This window comes from Caballeronia sp. LZ008, assembly GCF_031451435.1.
Lineage (GTDB): Bacteria > Pseudomonadota > Gammaproteobacteria > Burkholderiales > Burkholderiaceae > Caballeronia > Caballeronia zhejiangensis.
Genome location: NZ_JARUXK010000003.1, coordinates 222,777 through 245,564, shown reverse-complemented (window position 1 = coordinate 245,564; position 22,788 = coordinate 222,777). Strand labels below are relative to the sequence as shown.

The 22,788-nt window shown below is 63.2% G+C and carries 21 protein-coding genes; 16 read left to right on the top strand and 5 right to left on the bottom strand.

The genetic code is table 11. The features are described from left to right. The coding region (locus tag QCE49_RS20255) for an ABC transporter substrate-binding protein (protein WP_309806357.1) at nt 1-388 on the top strand (388 nt) is incomplete at its 5' end. Between the two features lie 32 nt (nt 389-420). Here the strand turns inward: QCE49_RS20255 and QCE49_RS20250 are convergent. Beyond that, entirely contained in the window at nt 421-1,506 is a 1,086-nt protein-coding gene (locus QCE49_RS20250; RefSeq protein ID WP_250437106.1) for a tartrate dehydrogenase, read from the bottom strand. A gap of 108 nt (nt 1,507-1,614) precedes the next feature. Between QCE49_RS20250 and QCE49_RS20245 the strand changes: the two genes are divergently transcribed. Continuing rightward, on the top strand, nt 1,615-2,529 hold the full coding sequence (locus QCE49_RS20245) for a LysR substrate-binding domain-containing protein (protein ID WP_008347503.1): 915 nt from the start codon (nt 1,615-1,617) through the stop codon (nt 2,527-2,529). Nucleotides 2,530-2,536: 7 nt separating this feature from the next. On the opposite strand, the gene QCE49_RS20240 is transcribed toward QCE49_RS20245, so the two are convergent. Then, nucleotides 2,537-3,460 (bottom strand): LysR family transcriptional regulator, encoded by a 924-nt coding sequence (locus QCE49_RS20240; RefSeq protein ID WP_008347501.1) that lies wholly within the window; start codon nt 3,458-3,460, stop codon nt 2,537-2,539. Between the two features lie 178 nt (nt 3,461-3,638). Between QCE49_RS20240 and QCE49_RS20235 the strand changes: the two genes are divergently transcribed. The 13 genes from QCE49_RS20235 (at nt 3,639) to QCE49_RS20175 (ending at nt 18,283) form a co-directional block, all read left to right on the top strand. After that, entirely contained in the window at nt 3,639-4,940 is a 1,302-nt protein-coding gene (locus QCE49_RS20235) for an MFS transporter (protein ID WP_008347500.1), read from the top strand. Between the two features lie 48 nt (nt 4,941-4,988). Next, a complete protein-coding gene (ttdA, locus tag QCE49_RS20230; RefSeq protein WP_008347498.1) occupies nt 4,989-5,888 on the top strand; it encodes a L(+)-tartrate dehydratase subunit alpha in 900 nt (299 codons plus the stop codon). After that, the gene (gene ttdB, locus QCE49_RS20225) at nt 5,885-6,493 is read left to right on the top strand and encodes a L(+)-tartrate dehydratase subunit beta (protein WP_175980506.1); all 609 of its coding nucleotides are present in this window, start codon (nt 5,885-5,887) and stop codon (nt 6,491-6,493) included. The genes ttdA and ttdB overlap by 4 nt, the downstream gene beginning before the upstream one ends. A gap of 124 nt (nt 6,494-6,617) precedes the next feature. Next, complete coding sequence (locus QCE49_RS20220; protein ID WP_250458567.1) at nt 6,618-8,246, top strand: FGGY-family carbohydrate kinase; 1,629 nt, start codon at nt 6,618-6,620, stop codon at nt 8,244-8,246. Nucleotides 8,247-8,352: 106 nt separating this feature from the next. Next, nucleotides 8,353-10,737, top strand: coding sequence for a bifunctional salicylyl-CoA 5-hydroxylase/oxidoreductase (locus tag QCE49_RS20215; RefSeq protein WP_250458565.1), 2,385 nt, complete (start codon nt 8,353-8,355; stop codon nt 10,735-10,737). A gap of 2 nt (nt 10,738-10,739) precedes the next feature. Beyond that, nucleotides 10,740-11,501, top strand: a complete 762-nt coding sequence (locus tag QCE49_RS20210) for an SDR family NAD(P)-dependent oxidoreductase (protein WP_250458550.1) — start codon at nt 10,740-10,742, stop codon at nt 11,499-11,501. Then, nucleotides 11,498-12,058: a MarR family winged helix-turn-helix transcriptional regulator gene (locus QCE49_RS20205; RefSeq protein WP_008347489.1), complete on the top strand. Its 561-nt coding sequence runs from the start codon at nt 11,498-11,500 to the stop codon at nt 12,056-12,058. The genes QCE49_RS20210 and QCE49_RS20205 overlap by 4 nt, the downstream gene beginning before the upstream one ends. A gap of 10 nt (nt 12,059-12,068) precedes the next feature. After that, nucleotides 12,069-12,920, top strand: a complete 852-nt coding sequence (locus QCE49_RS20200; RefSeq protein WP_250458548.1) for an enoyl-CoA hydratase family protein — start codon at nt 12,069-12,071, stop codon at nt 12,918-12,920. Further along, on the top strand, nt 12,921-14,102 hold the full coding sequence (locus QCE49_RS20195) for an acyl-CoA dehydrogenase family protein (RefSeq protein ID WP_250458546.1): 1,182 nt from the start codon (nt 12,921-12,923) through the stop codon (nt 14,100-14,102). Continuing rightward, complete coding sequence (locus QCE49_RS20190) at nt 14,099-14,548, top strand: thioesterase family protein (RefSeq protein WP_008347484.1); 450 nt, start codon at nt 14,099-14,101, stop codon at nt 14,546-14,548. Before QCE49_RS20195 ends, QCE49_RS20190 begins: the two co-directional genes overlap by 4 nt. Continuing rightward, on the top strand, nt 14,545-14,940 hold the full coding sequence (locus QCE49_RS20185) for a RidA family protein (protein ID WP_008347482.1): 396 nt from the start codon (nt 14,545-14,547) through the stop codon (nt 14,938-14,940). Before QCE49_RS20190 ends, QCE49_RS20185 begins: the two co-directional genes overlap by 4 nt. Nucleotides 14,941-14,952: 12 nt before the next feature. Continuing rightward, nucleotides 14,953-16,590 carry an AMP-binding protein gene (locus tag QCE49_RS20180; RefSeq protein ID WP_250458536.1) on the top strand — a complete coding sequence of 546 codons (1,638 nt, stop codon included), beginning with the start codon at nt 14,953-14,955 and terminating at the stop codon, nt 16,588-16,590. Nucleotides 16,591-16,675: 85 nt separating this feature from the next. Next, a complete protein-coding gene (locus QCE49_RS20175) occupies nt 16,676-18,283 on the top strand; it encodes an ABC transporter substrate-binding protein (protein WP_250458534.1) in 1,608 nt (535 codons plus the stop codon). A 4-nt stretch (nt 18,284-18,287) separates the two neighbouring features. On the opposite strand, the gene QCE49_RS20170 is transcribed toward QCE49_RS20175, so the two are convergent. Continuing rightward, on the bottom strand, nt 18,288-18,548 hold the full coding sequence (locus QCE49_RS20170; RefSeq protein ID WP_008347475.1) for a hypothetical protein: 261 nt from the start codon (nt 18,546-18,548) through the stop codon (nt 18,288-18,290). Between the two features lie 423 nt (nt 18,549-18,971). Here QCE49_RS20170 and proP point away from each other — a divergent pair, with 423 nt between their 5' ends. Further along, a complete protein-coding gene (proP, locus tag QCE49_RS20165; protein WP_250458532.1) occupies nt 18,972-20,444 on the top strand; it encodes a glycine betaine/L-proline transporter ProP in 1,473 nt (490 codons plus the stop codon). Nucleotides 20,445-20,456: 12 nt separating this feature from the next. On the opposite strand, the gene QCE49_RS20160 is transcribed toward proP, so the two are convergent. Next, entirely contained in the window at nt 20,457-21,083 is a 627-nt protein-coding gene (locus tag QCE49_RS20160; protein WP_250441282.1) for a DAK2 domain-containing protein, read from the bottom strand. Between the two features lie 12 nt (nt 21,084-21,095). Then, on the bottom strand, nt 21,096-22,106 hold the full coding sequence (locus tag QCE49_RS20155) for a dihydroxyacetone kinase subunit DhaK (RefSeq protein WP_250458530.1): 1,011 nt from the start codon (nt 22,104-22,106) through the stop codon (nt 21,096-21,098). Nucleotides 22,107-22,788 lie beyond the last annotated feature (682 nt).

The window sequence follows — 22,788 nt, the reverse complement described above, 5'->3', positions numbered from 1 at the left end:
CAGCGGCGGGATTGCCGACAGTGTGTTCATCAATTCGGCGGGAAACGCGGCTGAAGGCGCGATGGCGTGGGAATACGGCCGGCCCGTCGATTCATTGCCCGAAGGCCGCGCATTCGCCGCGAAATTCAAGAAGCGCTTCGGCGCGGAGACGCTCACCTACGCGCCGTTCGCGTATGACTGCGCGTGGCTCGCCATCACCGCGATGAAGAAAGCAAATTCCGTGAAGCCCGCCGCGATCATCGAGACGCTGCGCACGATCCAGTACAACGGCATCACCGGAAATATCTCGTTCGACAAGTTCGGCGATCTGAACAACCCGACATCGACGCTGTATCAGGTCAAGTCGATGAAATGGCAGCCCGTGACGACCATCGGCGCGGAGAAATAGACGCGCTCGCGGAACGTCATCGGGCAACCGATTCAGGCCGCGTTAGCCGCCTGCTTGTCGACCAGCGCGCAGACGGCGGCCGTCACTTGCGCCGTCGTCGCGGTGCCGCCGAGATCGCCGGTGTGCAGCGACTTGTCGGATGTCACGGCTTCGATCGCCTGCATGACGCGTTTGGCCGCGTCGAACTCGCCGAGATGTTCGAGCAGCATCACGACCGACCAGAACGTGCCGACGGGATTCGCCAGGCCCTTGCCCATGATGTCGAACGCGGAGCCGTGAATCGGTTCGAACATCGACGGATAGCGGCGCTCCGGATCGATGTTGCCCGTCGGCGCGATGCCGAGACTGCCCGCGAGCGCGGCGGCGAGATCGCTGAGAATGTCGGCATGAAGATTGGTGGCGACGATCGTATCGAGCGTCTGCGGACGATTGACCATGCGCGCGGTGGCGGCGTCGACGAGTTCCTTGTCCCATTTGACATCGGGGAATTCGGCGGCGACTTCGTTCGCGATCTCGTCCCACATGACCATTGCGTGACGTTGCGCGTTGCTCTTCGTGATGACGGTCAGCAGCTTGCGCGGACGCGACTGCGCGAGGCGGAACGCGAACCGCAGAATGCGCTCGACGCCCGCGCGCGTCATGATCGACACATCGGTCGCGGCTTCGATCGGATGACCTTGATGCACGCGCCCGCCCACGCCGGAATATTCGCCTTCCGAGTTTTCGCGCACGATCACCCAGTTCAGGTCTTCGGGCTTGCAGCGCTTCAGCGGCGCGTCGATGCCCGGCAGGATGCGCGTCGGACGCACGTTCGCGTACTGGTCGAATCCCTGGCAAATCTTGAGACGCAGGCCCCACAGCGTGATGTGATCGGGCACGTCCGGATCGCCCGCCGAGCCGAAGAGAATGGCGTCCTTGTCCCGGATCGCATCGAGTCCGTTCGCGGGCATCATCACGCCATGCTGACGGTAATAGTCCGCGCCCCAGTCGAAATTCTCGAATTCGAAAGCGAATGCCTGCGTGGACTTGGCGAGCGCTTCGAGCACTTGCTGGCCCGCCGGAACCACTTCCTTGCCGATGCCGTCGCCGGGAATCGTTGCAATGCGATAGGTCTTCATGTCTCCGTCCTTCGATGTTGTCGGGTATGGGCGAACTTTAACCGCATTCCGGCTCCAAAACCGGTGCTAGACTCAAAGCATCTTTAACCTGAAGTTACGAATGAACCGATGCCCGATGCCGTCCAGCCCGCCGATCTGAGCTTCTTCTCCACGCTGTCGGCGGCAGGCAGTCTGAGCGCGGCCGCGCGCGAGCTCGGCCTCACGGCGGCGGCCGTCAGCAAGCGTCTTTCGCAGATGGAAGCGCGCGCCGGCGTGGCGCTCGTCAATCGCACGACGCGGCGGATGATGCTCACGCCGGAAGGCGAGCTGTATCTGGAACACGCGCGCCGGATTCTCGACGAGATCGACGAACTCTCCGAACTGCTCGGCGCCGCCAAGCAAAGCCCGAAAGGTCTGCTGCGCGTGAACGCGACGCTCGGTTTCGGGCGCAGTCACGTCGCGCCGCTGATTTCGCGTTTCAGCAGGATGTATCCGCAAGTGTCGGTGCAGTTGCAGTTGTCGGTCACGCCGCCGCCGCTCACCGACGACAAGTTCGACGTCTGCATCCGGTTCGGCGAACCGCCCGATACGCGCGTGATCGCGCGGCGTCTCGCGGGAAACCGGCGGCTGTTGTGCGCCGCGCCGTCGTATATCGAGGCGCACGGCATGCCGCTCGTCCCGCACGATCTGACGCGGCATAACTGCATCGGCATTCGTCAGGGCGACGAAGCCTACGGCGTGTGGCGGCTCACGTCCGGACGCGGCGCGTCGCGCAAGACGGAAGCGGTGCGGATCGACGGCACGCTCACGACGAACGACGGCGAAATAGCCGTGAAATGGGCGCTCGAAGGCCACGGCATCCTGATGCGCGCCGAATGGGATTTGAAGCCGTATCTGGCCGATGGTTCGCTCGTGCGCGTGCTGCCCGACCACGAAACGCCCAACGCCGATATCTTCGCGGTCTACTCGCAGCGGCATCAGATGTCGAACCGCATTCGCACGTTCGTCGACTTCATCGCGCAGGAGCTGAAGGGCGACGCGTGAAGCGCCGCTACCACGGCGAGCCGGCGGGCGACGGGCCGTCGGCGTGCTGGCCGAGATAGTGACGCAGATGATCGACGAAAACCGCGACCTTCGGCGACAGATTCAGCCGTTCGGGATAGACCGCGTAGATATCGGCGGGCGGCGTGTCGTATTCGCTCAACACCTGAACCAGCCTTCCGCTGCGCAGATACTTCGCGACGTCCCATTCCGCGCGCATGAGAATGCCGCGCCCTTCCAGCGCCCAGTTCAGCGCCACTTCGCCGTCGTTGGTGCTGAGCTTGCCGTGCACTTTCACGGTCTCCGTGCGCCCGCTGCGCGTCAGACGCCAGTTGCCATAGGCGGCCTCGTTCTGACGCAGCACGATGCATTGATGCGAAGTCAGATCATGCGGATGCGCCGGCTCCCCGGCCACACGCAAATATCCCGGCGACGACACCAGAAGCCGCCGATTCGACGCGATCTTCTTCGCGATCAGCCGTGAATCCGGCATCTCGCCGAAGCGCACGGACACGTCGATGCTCTCGTCCGGCAGGCTGATCGGCCGATCGGTCAGATGCAGTTGCACTTCGACATCGGGAAACGCCTCGCTGAATTCCGAGATCGCCGGACCGATATACGACCGCCCGAATCCCAACGGCGCATTGACGCGCAACAGTCCTTTCGGCGCGGCCCGGCTGCTGGAGACCGTCCGCTCCATGTCGTCGATGTCGCTCAGTATTCGCTGGGCGTTCGCGAAATACACCTCGCCTTCGCTCGTCAGGCTGATGCGCCGCGTCGTGCGGTTGAGCAGGCGCACGCCGAGCCGGTCTTCCAGCGAAGAGAGCCGCCGCGAGACCGCCGGCGGCGTCAGATTCAGCTCTCGCGCGGTCGCGGCCAGACTGCCTTGCTTCACCAGCAGGCAGAAGAATCCCAGTTCCGAGTCGGTGCCCATTCGTGATTTTTTTGCAATGATGAATTAAGTTTAAGTCGATTCATACGCGATTCCAACGGTTTTAACCTAGGCGTCAGCTCACGTAAAGGGCGACCCGCTTCGAGCCGACGTTCGAAGACGGCATCAAAACCGCACCAGACGGTTTCGAACCCTATCAATCGGAATCAGGAGACGTTCCATGGAAATGGACATCGAGAAGCGCACTCTGCGCAAGGTCAGCTGGCGCATCGTGCCGTTCATCATGCTGCTGTACTTCATCGCGTATATCGACCGGGTGAATATCGGCTTCGCGGCGCTCACGATGAAGACCGACCTCGGCTTCACCGCGTCGATTCTCGGCTTCGGCGCGGGCATCTTCTTCTGGGGCTATTTCCTGTTCGAAGTGCCGTCGAACATCGTGCTGCACAAGGTCGGCGCGCGCATCTGGATTGCGCGGGTCATGGTGACGTGGGCGATCATCTCGGCGGCGATGGCGTTCGTCACCGGGCCGACGAGCTTCTACATCATCCGCTTCCTGCTGGGCGCGGCCGAAGCGGGCTTCTTCCCCGGCATCATCCTGTATCTCAGCTACTGGTTTCCCGCGCGGCATCGCGCTGGCGTCGTCGCGTTCTTCATGGCCGCCGCGCCGCTTTCCACCGCGCTCGGCTCGCCGCTGTCCGCCGCGCTGCTCGAAATGGACGGCGTAATGGGACTGCACGGATGGCAATGGCTCTTCATCCTCGAAGCCGTGCCGGCGCTCATTCTCGGCGTGGTCGTCTTCTTCTACATGACCGACAAGCCCGAGAAGGCCAAATGGCTGAAGGACGACGAGCGCAACTGGCTGGTCGATGTCATGAACGCCGAAACCGCCAGCCGCGCGACCACGGCGAAGCACGGCATCATCAGCGGCCTTGCGAATCCCCGCGTAATCGCGCTGTCGCTGATTTACTTCGGCACGTCGGCGGGGCTGTACACGCTCGGCATCTGGGCGCCGCAGATCATCAAGCAACTGGGCGTGTCGTCGATGACCGTCGGCCTGCTCAACGCGATTCCGCCGATCGTGTCCGTCATCGCGATGGTGCTGTGGTCGCGCCATTCGGATCGCACCGGCGAGCGAACCTGGCACGTCGTGCTGGCGTGCGTCGCGGCGGCGGTCGGCCTGATCGTGGCGGCGATGGCCAATAGCGTCGTCGGTCTGATCGCCTCGCTGACGCTGGTGAACATCGGCATCAGTTGCGCGAAGCCGCCGCTCTGGACCATGCCGACGATGTTTCTCTCCGGCGCGGCGGCCGCCACCGGCATCGCGACGATCAACTCGATCGGCAATCTGGGCGGCTTCGCCGGTCCGGTCGTCATCGGCTGGCTCAAGGAATCGACGGGCAGCTATGCGGGCGGCCTCTATTTCGTCGCCGGTCTTCTCGTGATGTCCGCCGTGCTGACCTTGCTTCTCGCCCGCTCGCAGAAGCCTTCGGTATCGACCAGCAACGCCGCCGCACACTGAAAAAGCACGCGCGCGTCCCCCAACTCAACACGTCGTAGAGGAATCAAGATGGAAAAGGAAGCGGCCATTCAGTCCGTCACGGACACCATGGCGAAGTTCACCGCCTATATCGGCAAGCGCCTGCCGAAGGATGTCAAGGCGAAGCTCGCGGAATTGCGCACGATGGAAACCAATCCGCTCGCCAAGTCGATTTACGATTCGATGGACAGCAACCAGGACGCCGCCGACAAGCTGAACCGTCCGAGCTGTCAGGACACGGGCGTGATCCAGTATTTCGTCGAGGCGGGCGCGAATTTTCCGCTGCTCGGCGAGCTCGAGGAAATCCTTCAGGAAGCCACCGCCGGCGCGACGAAGCTCGGGCCTTTGCGTCACAACGCCGTCGAAACGTTCGACGAGAAGAACACGGGCACGAACACCGGCACGCAGATTCCGTGGCTCGACTGGCGCATCGTGCCGGAGAAGGACAGCTGCACGATCGACGTCTACATGGCGGGCGGCGGCTGCACGCTTCCCGGCGCGGCGAAGGTTCTGATGCCGGGGCAAGGCTATGAAGGCGTCGCCGAATTCGTGATGGACGTCATCACCGAGCGCGGCGTGAATGCGTGCCCGCCGCTGCTCGTCGGCGTCGGCGTATCCACTTCGGTCGAGACTGCCGCGCGACTGTCGAAGCTGGCGATCCTTCGTCCGGTCGATTCGAAGAGCGCGAATCCGCGCGCCGCGCTGATGGAAGAGTTGCTCGAACAAGGGCTCAACGAAGTCGGCATCGGCCCTCAGGGGCTCACCGGAAACAATAGCGTGATGGGCGTCAACATCGAATCGTCGGCGCGGCATCCGTCGACCATCGGGGTGGCCATCAACACCGGATGCTGGGCGCATCGCCGCGGCAAGATCCGCATCAACGCAGACATGTCCTACGAAGTGCTCTCGCATGAAGGAGTCGTACTGTGAAGAAGGTTCTGACAACCCCCATCAAAAGCGAAGACCTCGAGGATCTGAAGGTCGGCGACGTCGTCTATCTGACGGGGCGCCTGGTGACGTGCCGCGATGTCGCGCATCGTCGATTGATCGAGCAAGGGCGCGAGCTGCCCGTCGATCTCAACGGCGGCGCGATCTTTCATGCGGGCCCGATCGTGCGCAAGAAGGACGACGGCGCGTTCGAGATGGTGTCCATCGGACCGACGACGAGCATGCGCATGGAGAAATTCGAGCGCGAGTTCATCGAGCAGACCGGCGTGAAGCTGATCGTCGGCAAAGGCGGCATGGGACCGGAAACGGCCGCGGGCTGCATGGAGCACAAGGCGGTTCATGCGATCTTCCCGGGCGGATGCGCGGTGCTCGCGGCGACGCTCGTCGAGGAAATCGAAGGCGCCGAATGGCAGGATCTCGGCATGCCCGAAACCTTGTGGATCAACCGCGTGAAGGAGTTCGGCCCGCTGATCATCTCGATCGATACCAAGGGCAACAATCTCATCCAGGAAAACAAGGCGGTCTTCAACGAGAGAAAGAAGCCGATCCTCGAAAAGATCAGCAAGGAACTCAGCTTCATCAAGTAGCGGCTTTAGACGAGCGCCTCGCGTTGCCGTCTTCGGAATTCGGGGTTCGGGCATACTACTCGGCGGCAGGTTTGCCGAACAGCGTCGATCTGCGACGCCCCTATCCCGAACCACGGACAGAGAGATGAACGCAAGCAACCGCAGCGCCGGCGAACGCTACGTCGTTGGCGTCGACGTCGGCACCGGCAGCGCACGCGCCGGAATTTTCGATACCGCCGGCAACATGGCCGCATCGGCGAAAAAGGACATCACGCTGTTTCACGAAAGCGGCGGCATCGTCGAGCAATCGAGCGGGGAAATCTGGAGCGCCGTCTGCCACGCCGTAAAAGCGGCGCTCGCGCAGGCGGCAATCGCGCCGGAGTCCGTCGCGGGCGTCAGCTTCGATGCGACCTGCTCGCTCGTCGTGCTCGGCGATGGCGGCAAACCGCTGCCCGTGGGACCGTCGGAGCAGGCGGAACGCGACATCGTCGTCTGGATGGATCATCGCGCGATCGGGCAGGCGGAGCGCATCAACGCGACCGGCCACGCGGTGCTGAAATACGTCGGCGGCAGGATCTCACCGGAAATGGAGACGCCGAAGCTGTTGTGGCTTCTGGAAAACCGTCCGCGCGTCTTCGACGCCGCATGGCAATTCTTCGATCTCACCGACTTCCTGACATGGCGCGCGACCGGCGATACGTCGCGGTCGGTCTGCACCGTGACCTGCAAGTGGACCTATCTCGCGCATGAACGGCGCTGGGACGAGAGCTACTTCCGGACCATCGGTCTCGGCGCGCTGGCGGACGAGGGCTTCGCGCGCATCGGCCAGCAGGTGGTCGAACCGGGCACGCGGCTCGGCAACGGGCTGACCGAACGCGCCGCCGCGGAACTCGGGCTGATCGCGGGCACACCGGTCGGCGCGGGCGTGATCGATGCCCATGCGGGCGGCATCGGCACCGTGGGCGCACAGGGCGATCCGGAGTCGTGCCTCGCCTATGTGTTCGGCACGTCGTCATGCACGATGACGACGACCGCCGAGCCGGTCTTCGTGCCCGGCGTCTGGGGCCCGTACTTCTCGGCGATGGTGCCGCAGGCGTGGCTCAACGAAGGCGGTCAATCGGTCGCCGGCGCGGCGATCGAGCGCCTGCTCGCGATGCATCCCGCCGCCGCCGAAGCCACGCTTGGCGCGAAAGAGCGCGGCGAATCGCTGCCGGGCATGCTCGCCGGCTTGGCGGCTCAGGGCTCCGGCAGCCTGTCGGACGCGGTGAAGCTCGCCGATGGCCTGCACGTCGTCCCGGAGTTTCTCGGCAACCGCGCGCCCTTCGCCGATCCGCACGCGCGCGCGGTCATCGCCGGTCTCGGCATGGAAGCCGGCCTCGACAATCTGGTCGCGCTGTATGTCGCCGGCGTGTGCAGCATCGCTTATGGTCTGCGGCAGATCATCGAAGCGCAGGCGGACGCCGGCGCGCCGATCGAGCGCGTGATGATCAGCGGCGGCGCGGGCCGGCTCGATCTCGTCCGGCAGCTGCTCGCCGATGCGACCGGCAAGCCGGTGCTGGCCACGCAGGTCGATGAGCCGGTGCTGCTCGGCGCCGCGATGCTCGGCGCGGTGGCGGGCGGTCTGTTCGGCGACGTTCGATCGGCGATGAGCGGCATGGCGCGCGTCGAAAAAACCTACGCGCCGGCAACGGGCGATCTCGCGCGCCTTCACGACGCGCGATATCGGGCATTCATCCGCTTGCAGCGTTGCGCACGGGAAATCCGCGAAGACTAGCGGGGAAAAGAACGGACGCGCGGTGCGCTCCGTCGTCTTTTTACTTGACATCTAAATTATCCAAACCTAAATTATCGCGAGGAAAGACACGAGTCGGAGAGCAAGCATGCGTATCGTCTGCATCGGCGGAGGTCCGGCGGGCCTGTATTTCGCGCTTTTGATGAAGCGCCGCCATCCCGCTTACGACATCACCGTCGTCGAACGCAACCGTCCTTACGACACGTTCGGCTGGGGCGTCGTGTTCTCCGACCAGACGCTCGGCAACCTGCGCGCGGCGGACCCGCCAAGCGCCGATGCCATTCTCGACGCCTTCAATCACTGGGACGACATCGACGTCCACATCGGCGGGCGCACCGTGCGCTCGTCGGGTCACGGCTTCTGCGGCATCGGCCGCAAACGTCTGCTGAATATCCTGCAAGCGCGTTGCGAAGACCTCGGCGTGAAGCTCGTCTTCGAAACGCAAGTCATGAACGACGAGGACTACGACGCCGATCTCATCATCGCGAGCGACGGATTGAACAGCGCGATCCGGCAGAAATACGCGTCGACGTATCAGCCCGATATCGACATGCGCGATTGCCGCTTCGTGTGGCTCGGCACGCACAAGTGCTTCGACGCATTCACGTTCGCGTTCGAAAAAACGGAATGGGGCTGGTTTCAGGCGCATGCTTATCGCTTCGATGAAGACACGTCGACGTTCATCGTCGAGGCGCCCGAACGCGTATGGCGTGCGGCCGGCCTCGCCGACATGAGCAAGGAAGACGGCATCGCGTTCTGCGAAAAGCTTTTTGCGAAGCATCTCGACGGCCACGCGCTGATCTCGAACGCCACGCACTTGCGCGGATCGGCGCAATGGATCCGCTTTCCGCGCGTCGTCAATCGCGAATGGGTGCATTGGCGCGAATCCGCGAACGGCAAACGGACGCCCGTCGTGTTGATGGGCGATGCCGCGCATACCGCGCATTTTTCGATCGGATCGGGGACGAAGCTCGCACTCGAAGATGCGATCGAACTCGCGAACAGCATCGACACTGCGTTCGCGATGAAGAACGGCGATCTCGACGGCGCGCTCGCGCATTACACGCAAGTACGCAGCGTCGATGTATTGCGCATTCAGAATGCCGCGCGCAATTCGACGGAGTGGTTCGAGCATGTGGATCGATACGCGTCGTTCGAGCCCGAGCAGTTTGCATACTCGTTGCTCACGCGCTCGCAGCGCATTTCGCATGAAAACCTGCGCGAGCGCGATGCAGGATATCTCGCCTCATTCGAAGACTGGCTCGCCGCGCGTGCGGGCATCGAGCGCAACGCGCGGCAACGATCCGTTCCGCCGATGTTCACGCCGTTCACATTGCGCGGCGTCACGCTGAAGAATCGCGTGGTCGTTTCGCCGATGGCGCAGTATTCCGCCGTCGATGGCATCGCGGGCGACTATCACCTGATGCATCTCGGCGCGCGCGCGATGGGCGGCGCCGCGCTCGTGATGACCGAGATGACCTGCGTGTCGCCCGAAGCGCGCATCACGCCGGGATGTCCGGGCATGTATGCGCCGGAGCATCTCGCGGCGTGGAAGCGCATCGTCGATTTCGTGCATGCGCAATCGGATGCGAAGATCGGCATGCAGCTCGGCCATGCGGGCGCGAAGGCATCGACGCGCGTGAGCTGGGAAGGCATCGATCAGCCGCTTCCCGATGGCAACTGGCCGCTGGTTTCCGCATCGCCGCAACAGTATCTGCAAGGCGTGAGCCAATGGTCGCGCGAGGCATCGCACGACGAATTGCGCGAGATCGAAACGCAGTTCGTGCGCGCCACGGAAATGGCCGCGCTTGCAGGCTTCGACTGGCTCGAACTGCACTGCGCGCATGGCTACTTTCTGTCGAGCTTTCTCTCGCCGCTGACGAATCATCGCACTGACGAATACGGCGGCTCGCTCGAAAATCGCCTGCGTTATCCGCTCGAAGTATTCAAGGCGATGCGCGCTGTCTGGCCGCAAGACAAGCCGATGTCCGTTCGCATTTCCGCGCACGATTGGGTCGATGGCGGGACGACGCCCGACGACGCCGTCGAGATCGCGCGCGCATTCAAGGCCGCCGGCGCGGACATGATCGACGTCTCTTCAGGGCAAGTCAGCAAGCAGGAGAAGCCTGTGTTCGGGCGCATGTTCCAGACGCCGTTCGCGGATCGCATACGCAATGAAGCGGGTATCGCGACCATCGCGGTCGGCGCGATCTCGGAAGCGGATCACGTGAACAGCATCATCGCCGCGGGACGTGCGGACTTGTGCGCGGTGGCGCGCCCGCATCTCGCGAATCCATCGTGGACATTGAACGAGGCCGCGAAGATCGGCTACTTCGATATCGCGTGGCCGAAGCAGTACGCGGCCGCCAAATCGCAACTGGAACGCAATCTCGAACGCGAGCGCGCACTGGCCGCCGACAATGCGCGCCTCACGCCGCAAGAACGCGCGCAACGCGCTGAAGGAACGGTCTGATCATGACGACTCTCGCCGACAAACACGCGGTCGTGACAGGCGGTGGCAGCGGCATCGGCGCATCGTGCGCAGAGGCGCTCGCGCATGCCGGCGCACGCATCACGCTGATGGGCCGCGATCTCGCGCGCCTCGAAGCGCAACGCGACGCGATGCGCGATTACGCCGACGTCGCGTGCATATGCGTCGATGTGACGAATGAAGCCGCCGTCGCCGAAGCCTTCTCGCGCGCCGGTCCGGCCGATATCCTCGTGAACAACGCAGGCCACGCGCAAGCCGCGCCTTTCACGCAAACCGATGCGGCACTGTGGCAACGCATGATCGACGTCAATCTCACCGGCGTGTTCTTCTGCACGCGCGCCGTGTTGCCGTCGATGCTGGAGCGTGGCTTTGGCCGCATCGTGAATGTCGCGAGCACGGCGGGACAAATCGGTTATGCGTATGTCGCGGCGTATTGCGCGGCGAAGCATGGCGTCATCGGTCTCACGCGCGCGCTCGCTCTCGAAGTCGCGACGAAGGGCATAACCGTCAACGCGGTATGCCCCGGTTATACCGAAACCGAGCTGCTGCGCGCATCGCTCGATCAGATCATGTCGAAGACCGCGCGCAGCGAACAGCACGCACGCGATGCGCTCGTGCGCAACAACCCGCAACGCCGTTTCGTGCAGCCGGAAGAAGTCGCCAACGCCGTGCTATGGCTGTGCGCGCCCCGTTCCGATGCGATGAACGGCCAGTCGATATCCGTATCAGGTGGAGAAGTAACGTGAGCAACATCGCAGGCAACAAGAAGACGAACGCCGCAACCGAGCAGAAAGCGCCGCGCAAGGGCGTGGAGAAACCGGCGGACAACGTCGTCGATCTCGAGATGAGCACCGGCGCCGACAGCCACATGGGACTGCGCTTATGGCTGCGCATGCTGACCACGACGAACCTCGTGCAAGCCGAACTGCGCAAGCGCCTGCGCACCGAGTTCGACACGACCTTGCCGCGCTTCGACCTGATGGCGCAACTCGAACGTCATCCCGAGGGCCTGAAGATGACCGAGCTATCGCGCCGCATGATGGTCACCGGCGGCAATGTGACGGGCATCACGGATCAGCTCGAAAAAGAAGGACTGGTATCGCGTTATGCCGATCCGAACGATCGCCGTTCGACGAGCGTGCGTCTCACGCCGCAAGGCCGCGCCGCGTTCGACAAGATGGCGACCGCGCATGAGCAATGGGTCGTCGAAATGTTCGGCGGTCTCGAACTGAACGAAAAATCGCAGACGCATCAGCGGCTCGGCAAGCTGAAGCAGCATCTGCTGAAGACGCTGAAGGACTAAGGAGACACAGATGAGCTCATCGAGCGCCGATGCGCTTCTCGCCGGCAATCGCGTAACGCTCGCGGACTATCGCGCGACGCACTTCGGATGGTCCGTCACGAACGATGTCGCGACGATCATGCTGAACCGGCCCGAACGCAAGAACCCGCTGACGTTCGAATCGTATGCGGAGTTGCGCGATCTGTTTCGGCAACTCGCCTATGCGACCGATGTGAAAGCCGTCGTGATCCACGGCGCGGGCGACAACTTCTGCTCCGGCGGCGACGTGCATGAAATCATCGCACCGCTGATCGATCTACCGATGCCCGAGCTATTGCTCTTCACACGCATGACGGGCGATCTCGTCAAGGCGATGCGTCATTGCCCGCAGCCGATCATAGCCGCCGTCGATGGCGTCTGCGCGGGCGCGGGCGCGATCCTCGCGATGGCGTCCGACATGCGTCTCGGCACCGCGCGCAGCAAGCTCGCATTTCTCTTTGCGCGCGTCGGTCTCGCGGGCTGCGACATGGGCGCCTGTTCGATTCTGCCGCGCATCATCGGTCAGGGACGCGCTGCCGAATTGCTCTTCACGGGCCGCTCGGCAAGCGGCGAAGAAGGCTATCACTGGGGCTTCTACAACCGCCTTTGCGCACCCGAAACCTTGCTCGGCGAAGCCGCGAAGCTCGCGTCCGAACTCGTCGCCGGGCCGACCTTCGCGCACGGCATCACGAAGAAGATGCTGCATCAGGAATGGAGCATGAGCATCGACCAAGCGATCGAATCGGAAGCGCAGGCGCAAGCCATCTGCATGAGCACGCGCGATTTCGAGCGCGCCTATCGCGCGTTCGCGGGGAAGACGCGTCCCGTGTTCGAAGGAGACTGAATGAACGCCGATCCACACAGCGCGCTCGCATGGCCCTTCTTCGATGAGAGACATCGCGAACTCGCACGCGATGCCGATGCATGGGCGAACGAGCATCTGAAGCATGTCGATCACGCCGATACCGACGCGGCCTGCAAGCGCCTCGTGCGCATGCTCGGCGATGCGGGATGGCTCAGGCATTGCATCGGCGGCACCCGATACGGCGCATCGAACGATACGATCGACACGCGCGCCGTGTGCCTGCTGCGCGAAACGCTCGCGAAACACGACGGCCTCGCGGACTTCGCCTTCGCGATGCAAGGGCTCGGCTCGGGCGCCATATCGCTCGCCGGCACCGATGCGCAGAAAGAGCGCTATTTACCGCGCGTCGCGAACGGCACTGCATTGGCGGCGTTCGCGTTGTCGGAACCGGAAGCGGGATCGGATGTCGCGGCGATGTCGCTCGATGCGCGCGCCGATGGCGACGCCTACGTGCTGAACGGCGACAAGACGTGGATATCGAACGGCGGCATCGCGGACTTCCATGTCGTGTTCGCGCGCACAGGCGAAGCGCCGGGCTCGCGCGGCATCAGCGCGTTCATCGTCGATGCGGATACGCCCGGCTTGCAGATCGCCGAACGCATCGACGTGATCGCGCCGCATCCGCTCGCGCGCCTGCACTTCGAGAACGCGCGCGTGCCGCGCAGTCAGATGCTGGGCGCCGCGGGCGAAGGCTTCAAGATCGCGATGCGCACGCTCGATATCTTCCGCACGTCGGTGGCGGCGGCATCGCTCGGCTTCGCGCGTCACGCGATGCAGGAAGGGCTCGAACGCGCCGCATCGCGCAAGATGTTCGGCCAGACGCTCGGCGACTTTCAGCTCACGCAGGCGAAGCTCGCGCAGATGGCGTTGACCATCGACACGAGCGCGCTACTCGTGTATCGCGCCGCGTGGCTGCGCGATCAGGGCGAGAGCGTGACGCGCGAAGCCGCGATGGCGAAATGGCACGCGAGCGAAGGCGCGCAACAGGTCATCGATGCAGCCGTGCAGTTGTGGGGCGGCCTCGGCGTGAAGAGCGGTACGGCGGTCGAATCGCTGTATCGCGAGATACGCGCGCTGCGCATCTATGAAGGCGCGACGGAAGTGCAGCAGTTGATCGTCGGACGCGACTTGCTCAAGGCGCACGGAGCACAGCAACGATGACACAACGCTTCGACATGCCGATGCGAATCCGCTTCGCGCACTGCGATCCGGCGGGCATCGTGTACTTTCCGCAATACCTGGTGATGACGAACATGCTCGTCGAAGACTGGTTCGACGATGCGCTCGGCATCGACTACGCGCACATGATCTCGCGGCGCCGCGTCGGACTTCCCATCGTCAAGCTCAATTGCGAGTTCTCGCGACCGAGCCGCATGGGCGAAACGGTGACGCTGTCGCTCGCGGTCGATTCCGTCGGACAGCGCTCGATCCGCATCGACATCGTCTGTCATTGCGACGGCGAAGTGCGCTTTCGCGCGAAGCAGGTCCTCGTGACGACATCGCTCGACGATGGCCGCTCGATCGCCATTCCCGGCGACATCGCCCTCGCGATCGAACGGTTCGCGCCGGGCACGAGCCGCGCACTTCAAGAGGAATCACGCTCATGAAAAAGACCCTTCAGCCTTCGGACTGGATCAAGCCGCGCGGTTACGCGAACGGCGTCGCGGTGCGCGGCACGCAGGTGTTCATCGCGGGGCAGATCGGCTGGGACGAAGAGGCGCGCTTCGTCAGCAACGCATTCGGCGCTCAGGCCGCGCAGGCGCTGCGCAATATCGTGGCCGTGCTGCGCGAAGCGGGCGGCAAGCCGGAGCATCTCGTTCGCATGACGTGGTACGTGACCGACAAGCGCGCGTATCTCGCGGCGGCGAAGGAAATCGGCGCGGCATTCCGCGAGCTGATCGGCGATTACGACATCGCGATGAGTGCGGTGCAAGTCGTCGCGCTCATCGAAGACGATGCGCTGGTGGAGATCGAAGCCACGGCTGTTATCCCCGACTAAGCGGAGGACACGATGGAACGCTCGGCACACATCGATACTTTCGCGCGCGATCATTTGCCGCCGCAGGAACAATGGCCGGTGCTCATGCTCGACAATGCGGACGTCGCTTATCCGGCGCGCGTGAATTGCGCGACCGAATTGCTGGATCGCGCGATCGAAAGCGGACATGGCGATCGCACGGCAATCTGGTCCGATGCGAACGGCGAGCCGCACGCAACGACGTATCGCGAGTTGCGCACGCTCGTGAATCGCAGCGCGCATGTGCTCGTCGATGAAATGGGTTTGCGTCCGGGCAATCGCGTGTTGTTGCGCGGGCCGAATACCTTGCAGATGGCCGTCGCGTTCTTCGCGGCGCTGAAGGCCGGTCTCGTCGTCGTGCCGACGATGCCGCTGCTGCGCGCGAAAGAACTGAAGCAGATCATCGAGAAGGCGCGGATATCGGCGGCGCTATGCGATGTGCGTCTCATGGAAGAACTGCAGCGCTGCACGACGAAGGGCGACGACTTCCATTGCGAAGCGCTCGCGCAAGTGCTGACGTTTCACGACGATGCACCCGCGTCGCTCGAATCGCTGGCTCGAAGCAAGCCCGATCATTTCGATGCCTGCGACACCGCCGCCGACGACGTGTGCCTCATCGCATTCACGAGCGGCACGACCGGCGCGCCGAAAGGCTGCATGCACTTTCATCGCGACGTCCTTGCGATGTGCGATCTGTTCCCGCGACACATCCTGAAGCCCACGGCCGACGATGTGTTCTGCGGCACGCCGCCGCTCGCGTTCACGTTCGGCCTCGGCGGCCTGCTGTGCTTTCCATTGCGCGTGGGCGCGTCGACGATCCTGCTCGAAAAGCTCACGCCCGAAACGCTCCTGCAAACCGTGCAGCGCTTTCGCGCGACGATCATGTTCACTGCGCCGACGTTCTATCGGCAGATGGCGCCGCTCATCGAAGGCTTCGATGTGTCGAGCCTGAAGAAGACCGTGTCGGCGGGCGAAGCGTTGCCCGATTCCACGCGCGCGTCATGGCGCGAAGCGAGCGGCATCGAAATGATCGACGGCATCGGCGGCACGGAGATGATCCATATCTTCGTTTCGTCGGCGGGTGCGGACGTGCGCGAGCACGCGATCGGACGCGCGGTGCCGGGCTATATCGTGCAGGCCGTCGACGATGCGATGCAGCCGGTGCCGCCCGGAACCATCGGCAAGCTCGCGGTGCGCGGCCCGACGGGTTGCCGCTATCTCGCCGATGAACGTCAGTCGAAATTCGTGCGCGACGGCTGGAACTTGCCCGGCGATTCCGTCGTGATCGATGATGACGGTTACGTGTTCTATCAGGCGCGCGCCGACGACATGATCGTATCGGCGGGCTACAACATCTCCGGGCCGGAAGTGGAAAGCGTGCTGATGCAGCATGAAGCGGTGGCGGAATGCGGCGTGATCGGCGTGCCCGATGAAACGCGCGGGCAAGTGGTAAAGGCGTTCGTCGTGCTCAATCCCGGTTTCACCGGCGACGATGCGCTCATCGCTGAATTGCAGGCGTTCGTCAAGCGCACTGTCGCGCCTTACAAGTATCCGCGCATCGTGACGTTTCTAACGGCGTTGCCGCGCACCGAGACGGGCAAGCTCAAGCGCTTCGCGTTGCGCTCGATGTAGCAAGCTCGAAAAACGTTTGCTTGGTAGAGTATGGCTCACGCCCGCCGCGAGGCGGCTTGCCCACTCTTCCGAGCAAACAAGAAAAATGGTTCTGACGCATCGACTCCTTGCCGTTTCCCTCTTTGCCGCATTCGCATTGACGTCGCAAGCCGCATCGGCGGCGAACAAGACGCTCGTGTTCTGTTCCGAAGGCAGCCCCGCCGGTTTCGATTCCGCGCAATACACGACGAGCACCGACTTCGATGCGGGCGCGCATGCGGTCTACGATCAGCTCGTCGAATTCAAGCGCGGCACGCTCGATCTCGTGCCGGGTCTCGCCGAGAAGTGGGATGAGTCCGCGGATGCGAAGACCTTCACGTTTCATCTTCGGCGCGGCGTGAAGTTTCAGTCGACCGCCTGGTTCAAGCCGACGCGCGACTTCGACGCGGACGATGTCGTATTCACGTTCAAGCGCATGATCGATCCGAACGAGCCGTTTCAGAAGGCGCATCCCGTCAGCTTCCCGTATCTGACCGATCTCGGCTACGACAAGAACATTGCATCCGTCGACAAGCTCGACGACTACACCGTGCGCTTCACGTTGAAGACGCCTGATGTCGTGTTCGTGCGCAACATCGCGATGGAGTTCGCATCGATCGTATCGGCGGAATATGCCGCGCAACTGCTGAAGCAGGGCAAGCCGGAAGACCTCAATCAGAAGCCAGTGGGCACGGGCGCGTTCGTGTTCCGCGACTATCAGAAGGACGCGACGATCCGCTACGACGCCAATCCGACTTACTGGAACCGCAAGGACGTGCATATCGACAAGCTGGTTTTCTCGATCACGCCCGATGCCGCCGTGCGTCAGCAGAAGCTATCGAGCGGAGAATGCCAGGTGACGTCGTTTCCGCGTCCCGCCGACATTGCCGCAGCGAAGCAGGATCCGAAGCTCACGGTGCTGTCGGGCGTCGGCTTCAACGTCGCGTATGTGGGCTACAACACGACGCACAAGCCGCTCGATAACGTGAACGTGCGCCGCGCGCTCGACATGGCGATCGACAAGCAGGCGATCATCAAGACGGTCTACGAAGGCGCAGCGACCATCGCGACGAATCCGATGCCGCCGTCGCAATGGTCGTATAACAAGGCGCTGAAGGACGCACCGCGCGACCCCGCGAAGGCGAAGGAACTGCTGAAGGAAGCGGGCTTTCCAAACGGCTTCACGATCACGCTATGGGCGATGCCGGTGCAGCGCGGCTATAACCCGAACGCGCGTCTGATGGCGCAACTGATTCAATCGGACTGGGCGAAGATCGGCGTGAAGGCGAACATCGTCACTTACGAATGGGCCGAGTACAACAAGCGCGCGAAGACGAACGGCGAGCACGACGCGATTCTTTACGGCTGGCTCGGCGACAACGGCGATCCAGACAACTGGCTCGGCACGACGCTCGGTTGCGACGCGGTTCACGGCAGCAACATGGCGAAGTGGTGCAACAGGCAGTTCGACGATCTGCTCGCGAAAGCGCGTCTCGTCACCGATCAGAACGCGCGCACGAAGCTCTATGAAGAAGCGCAAGTGGTGTTCAAGGATCGGGTGCCGTACACGCCGCTCGCGCACGCCAACATCTTCCAGCCGATATCGAAACGCGTGCATGGCTATCTGATCAGCCCGCTCGGCGGACATCGTTTCGACGGCATCACGTTCGATTGAGCGATCAGCCGCCGCGATACCACGCATCGATGCTGTCGTGCTGCTCGTGTTCGATTGGCGGCGTCTTGGCAGCGTCGGGCATTTCGTGTCCGGTGCTCTTCGCGCGCATCCCATGAACCGCCCGCGCGCTGTTCTCCTTGTGCGATACATGCTTCACCGCGCTTTCGCACTGCATGTTCGCCGCGCCGCAATCGTGCGCGAACGCAGGCACGGCCGACGACGCCGCGCTCGCGGCGAGAAGAACGGCGATGGTCTTCGCTTTCATGGCAACCCCGTGAATCCGTCGATAAAAAGAGGCGCGATCCGTCGACACGGTTCCCGGAATGAAATCATCGTGCCGGCGGCATCGCGCCCGCTTCATCAAACGCATGGCTCGTGCCAATGACGCGCTGAATCGCTGTGAGCGTTGCGCGTAAAGGGATTGGCGCGTTGAGCGATGATCGCGTCAAGGCGCTCCTGTCGGACCGAGGCCAACGCTTGCGCGTCGCGTGTGCGATGCAATCCGACATTGCAATGATGCGAGTGTCGTTTTCTGCCGATTCAAGGACGCGTGAGCGAAGGCATGCACGCGCCGCGACCCGCACACTCTGATCATTCATCGTGCCGAGGGCCCCGCGCCCCATCGGCGGCCTTCCGCGCGAACGCAACGCAGTCCCTCGCGTTCGCCGCGAAATCAGGAGTGAGACAATTGAGCCTCTCGCACGAGCGCAACGCCCGAAGCAAAACGTCGCCGCATCTCACGCTGGGCGATATCACGGTAGTCGACCATGCCTTGCTGAAACGTGCCGTCGGCGCGATGGCGCTCGGCAACGCCATGGAATGGTTCGACTTTGGCGTGTATAGCTATATCGCCGTCGTGCTGGGGAAAGTATTTTTTCCGTCGAGCAGTCCGTCCGCGCAGTTGATCGCGACCTTCGGCACGTTCGCCGCTGCGTTTCTCGTGCGTCCTGTCGGCGGGATGGTCTTCGGGCCGCTCGGCGACAGGATCGGCCGCCAGCGCGTGCTCGCAATGACGATGATCATGATGGCCGTCGGCACGTTCTGCATCGGCCTGATTCCGAGCTATCACTCGATCGGCATTCTCGCGCCCGTTCTCCTGCTCGTCGCGCGTCTCGTGCAAGGCTTCTCGACGGGCGGCGAATACGGCGGCGCGGCGACGTTCATCGCTGAGTTCTCGACCGATGCGCGGCGCGGCTTCTATGGCAGCTTTCTGGAGGTCGGCACGCTCGCGGGCTATATCCTCGGCGCGGGCACGGTCGCGTTGCTGACCGCCCTGCTCCCGCACGACGCGCTGCTTTCATGGGGATGGCGCGTGCCGTTCATGATCGCGGGTCCGCTCGGGCTGGTCGGCTTGTATATCCGCATGAAGCTCGAAGAGACGCCCGCGTTCAAGAAGGAAGCCGAGACACGGGAGGCGCATGAACGGTCGCGTCCGAAACAATCGTTGGCCGAACTGCTGTCGCGGCAATTCAAGCCGATGATGCAATGCGTCGGCCTCGTGCTGATCTTCAACGTTACCGACTATATGGCGCTGTCTTATCTGCCGAGCTTTCTTTCGGCGACGCTGCACTTCGATGAAACGCACGGCCTGTTTCTCGTGTTGCTCGTGATGATGCTGATGATCCCGATGACGCTCTTCGCGGGCCATCTCTCCGATCTCATCGGCCGCAAGCCGGTGATGATGATCGGCTGCATCGGGCTTTTCGCGCTGTCGATTCCCGCGTTGCTGCTCGTTCAAACGGGCGCGATGCTCCCGGTGTTTCTCGGCTTGCTGATACTCGGCGCGCTGCTATCGACCTTCACCGGCGTGATGCCTTCATCGCTGCCCGCGCTCTTTCCGACGCGCATTCGTTATGGCGCGCTCGCCATCGGTTTCAACGTATCCGTGTCGCTCTTCGGCGGCACGACGCCGCTCGTCACGGCGTCGCTCGTCGATGCGACCGGCAATCTGATGATGCCCGCGTATTACCTGATGGCGGCATCCGTGATTGGCGTGGTGTCCGTGCTCGCGTTGCGCGAGACGGCGCGTCAGCCTTTGCTCGGCTCAGGGCCGTGCGTCGCAACGAAGGCCGAAGCGCTCGCTCTTACGCGCAAGAAGTTGAAGGTGGTGCCGGCGGGCAAGCGCGAGCGTGAGGTCGTGGTGCAGAGGAAGCGAGCGTGAAGGCGTTGGCATTCATCCCCCGACCGCATCTCTCAACGCCTCTAGAAACCTGACATAAGCCGTCGCACCGGCATCCGCATGCCCGATGCTGCGCTCCTGCACCCATGCCGCGCGGCCCTTCTTCGACTGCATCGTGGCAGTCGCGCTGACCTGCTCGCGTGCCTTGGCGATCATGGCATCGAGCGTGTCCGTCGCGCTGCCTTGCGATGCGGCCAGCACATCGAGACTCGGCACGAGCGCATCGAGCACGGTCTTGTCGCCGACCTGACTCTTGCCGCGTTCGATGATGCGCGCCGCCACCGCCTGACCGATCGCAAGGGCATCGTCGCGGCCGATCGCGTCCTTGTCCTTCACCGTCTTCGCCGCTGCGATCAATCCGCCGCCGACGAGCGCCGCGAACGTCGACGGATTCGCCGTCGAGAATGCCTTGGCCGCGGCCAGCATGATGTCGTTCAACGACGCCTCGTCGGGCAATGCGTTCAACGCTTTCACGACTGCCGTCGATCCCGCCTGCACCGTGATGCCGAGATCGCCATCGCCGAGCGCCGCGTCGAGATCGCGCAGTTCATCGGCGTGTGCGGGAAGCGCGTTCAGCGCGCGCGTGAGGATGTCCCGCAGTTCCTTGCTCGTCACACTCATTGCACGCTCCTTTCAGGATTCGGTGCCGTCGCGGAAGAACGGCGAACGCGCGGGCGCTTCGAGCAGCGCCTCGAGTTCGTCGTCGAGCAGCATGATCGTGATCGATGCGCCCGCCATCTCGAGACTCGTCACGTATTCGCCGACATACGAGCGCGCGATTTTCAGCCCTTCATCGGCGATGAGTTTCGCCGAATGCCGGTACAGCAGATAGAGCTCTTCGAGCGGCGTCGCGCCGAGGCCGTTGACGAGCAACGCGACGCGCGAGCCTTTCGGCGCGCCGAGATCGCCGACGATCTGCTTCGTGATGCGCTCGGCGATGGCATCGGCGGATTCGAGCTTGCCGCGATGCGTGCCGGGTTCGCCGTGTATGCCGATGCCGATTTCCATCTCGCCTTCGGGCAGCGTGAACGTCGGTTTGCCTGCGGCGGGCAGGATGGTCGGCGAGAGGCCGACGCCCATCGTGCGGCAATTCGCGTTGGCCTTGGCGCAGATGCGCGCGACGTCGTCGAGCGAATCGCCGCGTTCTGCTGCGGCGCCAGCGCATTTGAATGCGAAGACCATGCCGGCGACGCCGCGTCGGTCGGCGGCGCGGTCTTTCGGTGCGGAGGCGACATCGTCGGTCAGCACGACCGTTTTGATGTCGATGCCTTCGGCTTCCGCGAGGTCCGCGGCGAGATCGAAGTTGAGCACGTCGCCGCCGTAGTTGCCGTAGACGTAGAGCACGCCTGCATCGCCGTTGACTGCTTTCGTCGCTTCGAATATCTGTTCCGATGATGGCGAGGAGAAGACGTTACCGACTGCCACGCCGGCGCATAGGCCCTCGCCTACGTAGCCGAGGAAGCCGGGCATGTGGCCCGAGCCACCGCCGGTGACGATGCCTACGCGGCCTTGCGTCGGGGCGTCAGCGCGGACGAGTGCGCGTTTGTCTTCTGTCGCGGGTTTGATCCATTTTGGATGCGCTATCAGCAGGGATTCGATGATTTCATCGACGAAGGCTTCAGGGTTGTTGATGATCTTCTTCATCTCTTTGTTTGCTCCTTGTTTCGGTTCGGTTCTGTTCGCTTGCGTTTGTGTGGAAGCCTGATTTCGTGTCGGTCTATTAGCACTGCCCCTGTGCGGGGCGGCACTCACTTTCTTTGCTGCTGCAAAGAAAGTAAGCAAAGAAAGCAGCTACTGATACGCCCGCGGTCACACGCAATTTGGGTAGTCCTCTCGTCCTTCGTGGGCTGCCTAAAGAGTGCCCTCATAGGCCCCATCGGACTTGGCTCGCGCACGGTCTGTCTCATCGCACCACACGCCAAACGGGTTCAGCACCAAATAGCTCCGGCCCGCTTCGCGGCCGATGGGTCAATCGGGAGTGCATGTGCTTCTCTGCTAACGTCTCCATCTCACTGCAATCGCCGCCCTTTGGTTTCCCTTGCATACCCGGCGGCAGCGCGTAGCGCTGTGCCGAAGCCCTTTCGTGCTGAACCAGCGCGCTCGACGCATTCGGGCGGCAGACCGTGCGCGAGCCAAGCCGGATGGGGCCTATGAGGGCACTCTTTAGGCGAGTGCCGCCGTGGACGAGAGAACTACCCAAATTGCGTGTGACCGCGGGCGTATCGGAAGCTGCTTTCTTTGGTTACTTGTATATTGAATCTGGCGTCCGGAAGCTGATCTCTCCCGTTCGCTCGAAGCGGTAGCCCGTTTGTGTTACATGGGCTCA

Excerpts from the sequence above, each read along its gene's own strand:
- QCE49_RS20180 (WP_250458536.1), top strand. The coding sequence starts at position 14,953 with ATGGAACGCTCGGCACACATCGATACTTTCGCGCGCGATCATTTGCCG.
- QCE49_RS20220 (WP_250458567.1), top strand. The coding sequence starts at position 6,618 with ATGAACGCAAGCAACCGCAGCGCCGGCGAACGCTACGTCGTTGGCGTC.
- QCE49_RS20200 (WP_250458548.1), top strand. The coding sequence starts at position 12,069 with ATGAGCTCATCGAGCGCCGATGCGCTTCTCGCCGGCAATCGCGTAACG.
- QCE49_RS20170 (WP_008347475.1), bottom strand. The coding sequence starts at position 18,548 with ATGAAAGCGAAGACCATCGCCGTTCTTCTCGCCGCGAGCGCGGCGTCG.
- QCE49_RS20175 (WP_250458534.1), top strand. The coding sequence starts at position 16,676 with ATGGTTCTGACGCATCGACTCCTTGCCGTTTCCCTCTTTGCCGCATTC.
- QCE49_RS20195 (WP_250458546.1), top strand. The coding sequence starts at position 12,921 with ATGAACGCCGATCCACACAGCGCGCTCGCATGGCCCTTCTTCGATGAG.
- QCE49_RS20160 (WP_250441282.1), bottom strand. The coding sequence starts at position 21,083 with ATGAGTGTGACGAGCAAGGAACTGCGGGACATCCTCACGCGCGCGCTG.
- QCE49_RS20155 (WP_250458530.1), bottom strand. The coding sequence starts at position 22,106 with ATGAAGAAGATCATCAACAACCCTGAAGCCTTCGTCGATGAAATCATC.
- QCE49_RS20215 (WP_250458565.1), top strand. The coding sequence starts at position 8,353 with ATGCGTATCGTCTGCATCGGCGGAGGTCCGGCGGGCCTGTATTTCGCG.
- QCE49_RS20190 (WP_008347484.1), top strand. The coding sequence starts at position 14,099 with ATGACACAACGCTTCGACATGCCGATGCGAATCCGCTTCGCGCACTGC.
- QCE49_RS20250 (WP_250437106.1), bottom strand. The coding sequence starts at position 1,506 with ATGAAGACCTATCGCATTGCAACGATTCCCGGCGACGGCATCGGCAAG.
- QCE49_RS20245 (WP_008347503.1), top strand. The coding sequence starts at position 1,615 with ATGCCCGATGCCGTCCAGCCCGCCGATCTGAGCTTCTTCTCCACGCTG.
- QCE49_RS20185 (WP_008347482.1), top strand. The coding sequence starts at position 14,545 with ATGAAAAAGACCCTTCAGCCTTCGGACTGGATCAAGCCGCGCGGTTAC.
- QCE49_RS20240 (WP_008347501.1), bottom strand. The coding sequence starts at position 3,460 with ATGGGCACCGACTCGGAACTGGGATTCTTCTGCCTGCTGGTGAAGCAA.
- QCE49_RS20210 (WP_250458550.1), top strand. The coding sequence starts at position 10,740 with ATGACGACTCTCGCCGACAAACACGCGGTCGTGACAGGCGGTGGCAGC.
- QCE49_RS20235 (WP_008347500.1), top strand. The coding sequence starts at position 3,639 with ATGGAAATGGACATCGAGAAGCGCACTCTGCGCAAGGTCAGCTGGCGC.
- ttdA (WP_008347498.1), top strand. The coding sequence starts at position 4,989 with ATGGAAAAGGAAGCGGCCATTCAGTCCGTCACGGACACCATGGCGAAG.